This is a genomic window from Kineosporia sp. A_224, assembly GCF_002198655.1.
Lineage (GTDB): Bacteria > Actinomycetota > Actinomycetes > Actinomycetales > Kineosporiaceae > R-H-3.
The window spans coordinates 1-4,831 of sequence record NZ_MWLN01000078.1; the positions used below are offsets into that span (position 1 = coordinate 1).

5 protein-coding genes are annotated in these 4,831 nt (G+C 70.1%); 3 read left to right on the forward strand and 2 right to left on the reverse strand.

Annotated elements, in window-relative coordinates:
• Positions 1 to 274 precede the first annotated feature (274 nt).
• Positions 275 to 1,195 (forward strand): class I SAM-dependent methyltransferase, encoded by a 921-nt coding sequence (locus EDJALFJO_RS06420; RefSeq protein WP_088283359.1) that lies wholly within the window; start codon positions 275 to 277, stop codon positions 1,193 to 1,195.
• An 86-nt stretch (positions 1,196 to 1,281) separates the two neighbouring features.
• Here the strand turns inward: EDJALFJO_RS06420 and EDJALFJO_RS34070 are convergent, their stop codons facing one another.
• The gene (locus EDJALFJO_RS34070) at positions 1,282 to 1,425 is read right to left on the reverse strand and encodes a hypothetical protein (protein WP_158220312.1); all 144 of its coding nucleotides are present in this window, start codon (positions 1,423 to 1,425) and stop codon (positions 1,282 to 1,284) included.
• Between the two features lie 117 nt (positions 1,426 to 1,542).
• Here EDJALFJO_RS34070 and EDJALFJO_RS06425 point away from each other — a divergent pair, with 117 nt between their 5' ends.
• The gene (locus EDJALFJO_RS06425; protein WP_088283377.1) at positions 1,543 to 2,520 is read left to right on the forward strand and encodes a phosphotransferase; all 978 of its coding nucleotides are present in this window, start codon (positions 1,543 to 1,545) and stop codon (positions 2,518 to 2,520) included.
• 104 nt (positions 2,521 to 2,624) lie between these two features.
• Here the strand turns inward: EDJALFJO_RS06425 and EDJALFJO_RS06430 are convergent, their stop codons facing one another.
• Positions 2,625 to 3,266, reverse strand: coding sequence for an MBL fold metallo-hydrolase (locus EDJALFJO_RS06430; protein WP_088283361.1), 642 nt, complete (start codon positions 3,264 to 3,266; stop codon positions 2,625 to 2,627).
• A gap of 97 nt (positions 3,267 to 3,363) precedes the next feature.
• Between EDJALFJO_RS06430 and EDJALFJO_RS06435 the strand changes: the two genes are divergently transcribed.
• A complete protein-coding gene (locus EDJALFJO_RS06435) occupies positions 3,364 to 4,200 on the forward strand; it encodes a carbon-nitrogen hydrolase family protein (RefSeq protein WP_088283363.1) in 837 nt (278 codons plus the stop codon).
• Positions 4,201 to 4,831: the final 631 nt, after the last annotated feature.

Here is a 4,831-nt window from a genome sequence, read left to right on the forward strand (position 1 = left end):
TGGGTGGGAGAGTAGGACGCCGCCGGACACCCACCGCATGATGGCCACCCCACACGGGGTGGCCATCACGCATTTTGCGGCGTGAAGCCGCGCCGGCCTGAGTCGTGACACTTGCCTTAGGGACCATCGTCCAGTCGATCCATCATCTCGCGGACGGTGGGGGCGGTCGAGTGCCTCGATGGGCGGTCTCTACGCCAGTGTCGGGGCCGGGCGGCGCTGATGATCCTCAGCAGCGGCGCCGGCATCTTGACCAGCTCTCGACGGGCGCCCCTTCATGCGTTCGGCTGCAGCAGCACTGCCGCTTGAACTGAACATCCGGGACAATGCGCGGGTGACCTCGTCCGAGAGGCCTGTCGCCCGGTCAGTGTCGTACGCGCCGATCGCCGCACGGTACGAGCGGGTCAGGGGTGGATTCGCTCGTGCGGCTGAGCTGTCGACGGGGGTCCTGCCGTGGCTGCCGGCGGGTGTGATTCTTGACGTCGGTGCTGGCACTGGGATCGTCAGCCAACGACTCAGGGCCGGACAACCCAGCATCGGCGATGGCAGCGGCGAACCGGCAGGGGACAGCAGCGGGAGTTGGACCGACGGGTCTGATGCGAGGACGGATGCGCCAACCGTCCGCCGGGTTGTTGGGGTGGACCTATCGATCGAGATGCTGGGCCAAGCTCGGTCACGGCTGCCAGGGTGCCTAGCAGTGGCCGACGCGACGCATCTCCCGCTGGCGGCCGGATCGGTTGACGCAGTCGTGTATGTATGGGTGCTGCACCACATCGGCGATATCGACGCCGCCCTGAGGGAAGCGAAGCGAGTCCTGCGCCCGCGGGGCCGGGTAGTGGCTGTCAGCGGTTTGTCCGAGCCTGCAGGCGACGACATGGCGCCCATCTTCGAACGGCTCTCCGCAACTCTGCGCCCTAACATGGGCCGACGCGCCGGCGCCGTCGTTCCCGCTGCTCGCTTGGTCGGCTTCACCCCCATCCACGAGGGAACCGTCCGCACAAGCCGGGGCATGAGTCCGAACGAACTGGCGAACGCGATCGAGCAGCGGTTGTTCTCGCAGCTGTGGGACACGTCCGAGGAAGCCTGGGCCGCTGTCGTCGCCCCCGCCGTCAAGGCCCTCCGTGCGCTGCCCCGACCGGACCGCAGGCGTCGACGGGTGTTCGATCATCCACTGGTCGTCCTTGACCGTGGACCGTGAAGAATCCACGCACCTCCAGGCCGCGAGTTGGTGCCTACTTCAGCAGGGCGGCCAGCACAAACGCCCTGGTCATCGACACGCGACCGCTAAACGATCAAAGAGGCGTCACGACTCAGGTCCGGGCGATTCCGCTCGAACAGAGGGAGCGAGCCGTCGGCGACCGCGACACGAGCGACCTCGCGCAGCTCGTCCATGCTCAGGTCGATGTACAGGTCGGCGTCTGCAGCCACGGCATCACTGTGCCCACTGTCCAGCGCCGCTCACCGCTGATGCGAGAGCCGGACCCCCTCAGTTGCCGGGGCGCCGCCGGCCGGGTACGGTCACGGCCGGCTCGAGACGAGGTGATCATGGGGCGGGTGTTCCTGCGACCGGAGGATCTGGGCGAGCTGGTGGCGCAGGAGTTCGGCGCTGATCGGCGGCTCGAGGCTCTGGACCGGCTCACCGGCGGTACGAAGAAGGGTGTCTACCGGTTGCATCTGGATGACCGGACCACTGCCGTCCTGTACGTCTGGGCCGCTGGGGAGAACTACTGGCCACCGTCCGCCTGCGTACCCGACGACCCGTTCACCGACGCCTCAGGGGCGGACCTGTTCGCTGCCGCTCACACGGCGCTGTGCGCGGCGCGCGTGCGCACGCCACGCCTGCTGATGCTCGACCGGGACCGCCGCCACCTCGATGCGGACCTCGCGCTGGTCGAGGACGTCGGCGTCACCCGGCTCGAGTCGTTGATCGAGAGCGACCGCCACGCGGCCTCCGCGACCTTGTCCGCACTCGGCGACTCGTTGCGCGGCATGCACGCGCACTCCGGGTCCGCCTACGGAAAGGTCGCCGTCGTGGCCCAGGGGGCGGCGCCGCAGACCCGAAGGACCGAGGACATCGTCGTCGATCGGGCGCTGACGCACCTGGATGCTGCGGCTTCCCGTGACGCACGGATGGCCGCTGCCCAGGTGCGGGTCGCCGCTCACATGCACGACCTGCGCAGCACCGTGTCGGCCCGCCAGACGTACGGGCTGGTCCACGGTGAACTCGGGCCGGATCACGTGCTGGTCACCCCTGCCGGGGAACCCGTGGTCATCGACATCGAGGGGCTGGCCTACTTCGACATCGAATGGGACCACGCGTGGTTGCAGACGCGCTTCGGTGAGGACTACCCGGCGCTGAACCCCGTCGATCTGGACCCGCACCGCCTGGAGCTGTTCAGGTTCGCGCAGGTGCTCTCCCTGATCGAGGGACCCCTGCGCATCGCGGACACCGACTACCCCGACCGTCAGTGGATGCTCGACCTCGCCGAGCGGAACATCGCCAAGGCACTCGCCTCGGTCTGAGGTGGCGGTCGGTCGGCTCTGGTCGGGCGACCGCCCAACGGCTCGTAGCCGCACCGTGAGAAGAAGCCGGAGGGCGGTGCTGGCACCCGGCGAGCGTCCGGCGTTCAGGGACGCTGTCGGCTGTGCGGCTGCCACGGCTCGTGCTCGTGCGACAGCCAGACCAGCTCGGGGTCGAGCGCCCGCACAAGGCGCTGGCCCTCGGTGCGGGGCTCGTCGAGCTCGGCGAAGAAGACCGCCGTGTCCCCGGCCACCACGACCGGACGTCCGGCCGTCTCGACGACGACGACCTGCGATCCCTGCGTGTGGCCCGGTGCAGGGACGAGGCGGACGCCCGGCAGGAGCTCGAGCTCTCCGTCGACGGGGACGTACTGCACACCGGGCGCGTCGACCCACTCGCGGATCGTGTAGTCGTCGCGGCTGCGGGCGTCGTCGAGCTCACGACGCTGGACGTAGACGGGTCGGCCGGCGAACAGGTGGTTACCGCCGCAGTGGTCGAAGTGCAGGTGCGTGTTGATGACGACGTCGATGCCGTCCAGATCCAGGTCGGCGTGGGTATCCAACGGGACCAGTCGCGGATCCATGTCGGCCACGGCCGGGTGGAGCTGCGTCAGGCCGGTGTCGACGAGCACGCGCGCGTCCGGATGGTCGATGACGTGCACGTAGACCGGCATCCGCTCGCCCTCGGCGAGCAGTTCGGCCACGAGGACCGCGGTGACGGTGGGCGGCGTCCGGTGCTCGTGGTCCATGTCACCTGTTCTACCCGAGTGCGACCCGCGCGGTCGCCGGCGCGCGGCGGTAGCCGCCTGCGGGTGGGAGGTCCGTGGCGCTGGGTACGGTGCGGCGATGAGCGACACCACCTTCCGGCTGGCCACGGCTCAGCTGCCCGTCACCGGGGACGCGCGAGCGAACTCCGCGCGTGTCAAGGCCGTCATGCGGGAGGCCGCCGCGCAGGGTGCCCGGATGGTCCACTTCCCGGAAGGCATGCTCTCGGGGTACGCGAAGAACCCGATCCAGGACTGGTCCGAGGTGGACTGGCCCGCGGTCGCGGAGGAGCTCGAGAGCGTTGTCGCCCTCGCGGGTGAGCTCCGGGTGTGGGTGGTGCTCGGCAGCGCGCACCCGTTGACCGCGCCGCGCCGGCCACACAACAGCCTGTACGTGATCTCCGACGAGGGCAGGCTCGTCACCCGGTACGACAAGCGGGTGTGCTCCGCGACGGAGGTCACGCGGTTCTACACACCGGGGCACGCCCCGATCGTGTTCGAGGTCGACGGCCTCCGGTTCGGGTGCGTGATCTGCATCGAGATCAACTTCCCGGCGCTGTTCATGGAGTACGACCGGCTCGGCGTGGACGTCCTGCTCCTCAGTGCGTACCCGGTGGACAGCATCTTCTTCGTCAAGGCCCGGTCGCACGCCGCCATCCACAACGTCTGGGTCAGCCTGTCGGCCCCGTCGGACACGGATGCACTCTTCCGCTCCGCCCTGATCGACCCGCGCGGGGAGGTCGTCGCGACGGTGCCCGGCGTCGAGGGCGTCGTCGTGAGCGTCCTCGACAGGAGCGCCCCCGAGCTCGACATCCCCCTCACCAAGGCACGGCCGTGGCGGGCGGGCGTGCAGGACGACCCCCGCTACGACACCGCCGGTCTCACCGACCCGCGCAGCACCGACCGGACGGGCATCTGAGGACCGGTCACGCGTCGCGGCGGGCCACGGATTCGGTTCTTCCGGGTGGTGTGCGGGAGGATGGGGTCAGCGACGCGGTCCTCGACCGTGGAGCCTGCACCCGCGTCGAGCGGGTACTGACACGAGAACAGTGGTGAGGACGGACCGCCCCGGTCCGCAAAGGCTTGATGAAGGAGACACGTGGCCGACGACGAACGGCGCCAGAACCGAACCCCCCGTACGGGGAGCGGGTCGGGAGGCGCCGGCGCTGGCCGGAACCGGGGGACGTCGCAGGGCGGGGGAGCCGCGAGGCCTTTCCGTTCCGGTGGTGCGAACCGTCCGACCCGAAACACCTCGTGGGACGACCGTGGGGCTCCCGGAGCGCAGCGCTCCGGTGGAGCCGGCGGTGGCGAACGCTCCGGCGGCCGCAGCTACGGCGGCCCGGCCGGCTCCCGCACGCCCACCGGTGGCGGCCGTCCTTTCCAGTCGCGCCCGCAGGGTGACCGGCCGCAGCGTTCGTACGCCGACCGCCCGCCGACCGGTGACCGCGCGCCGCGCACGTCCTACGGTGATCGTCCGCAGCGTTCGTATGGTGACCGTCCGCAGGGTGACCGGCCGCAGCGTTCGTATGGTGACCGTCCGCAGGGTGACC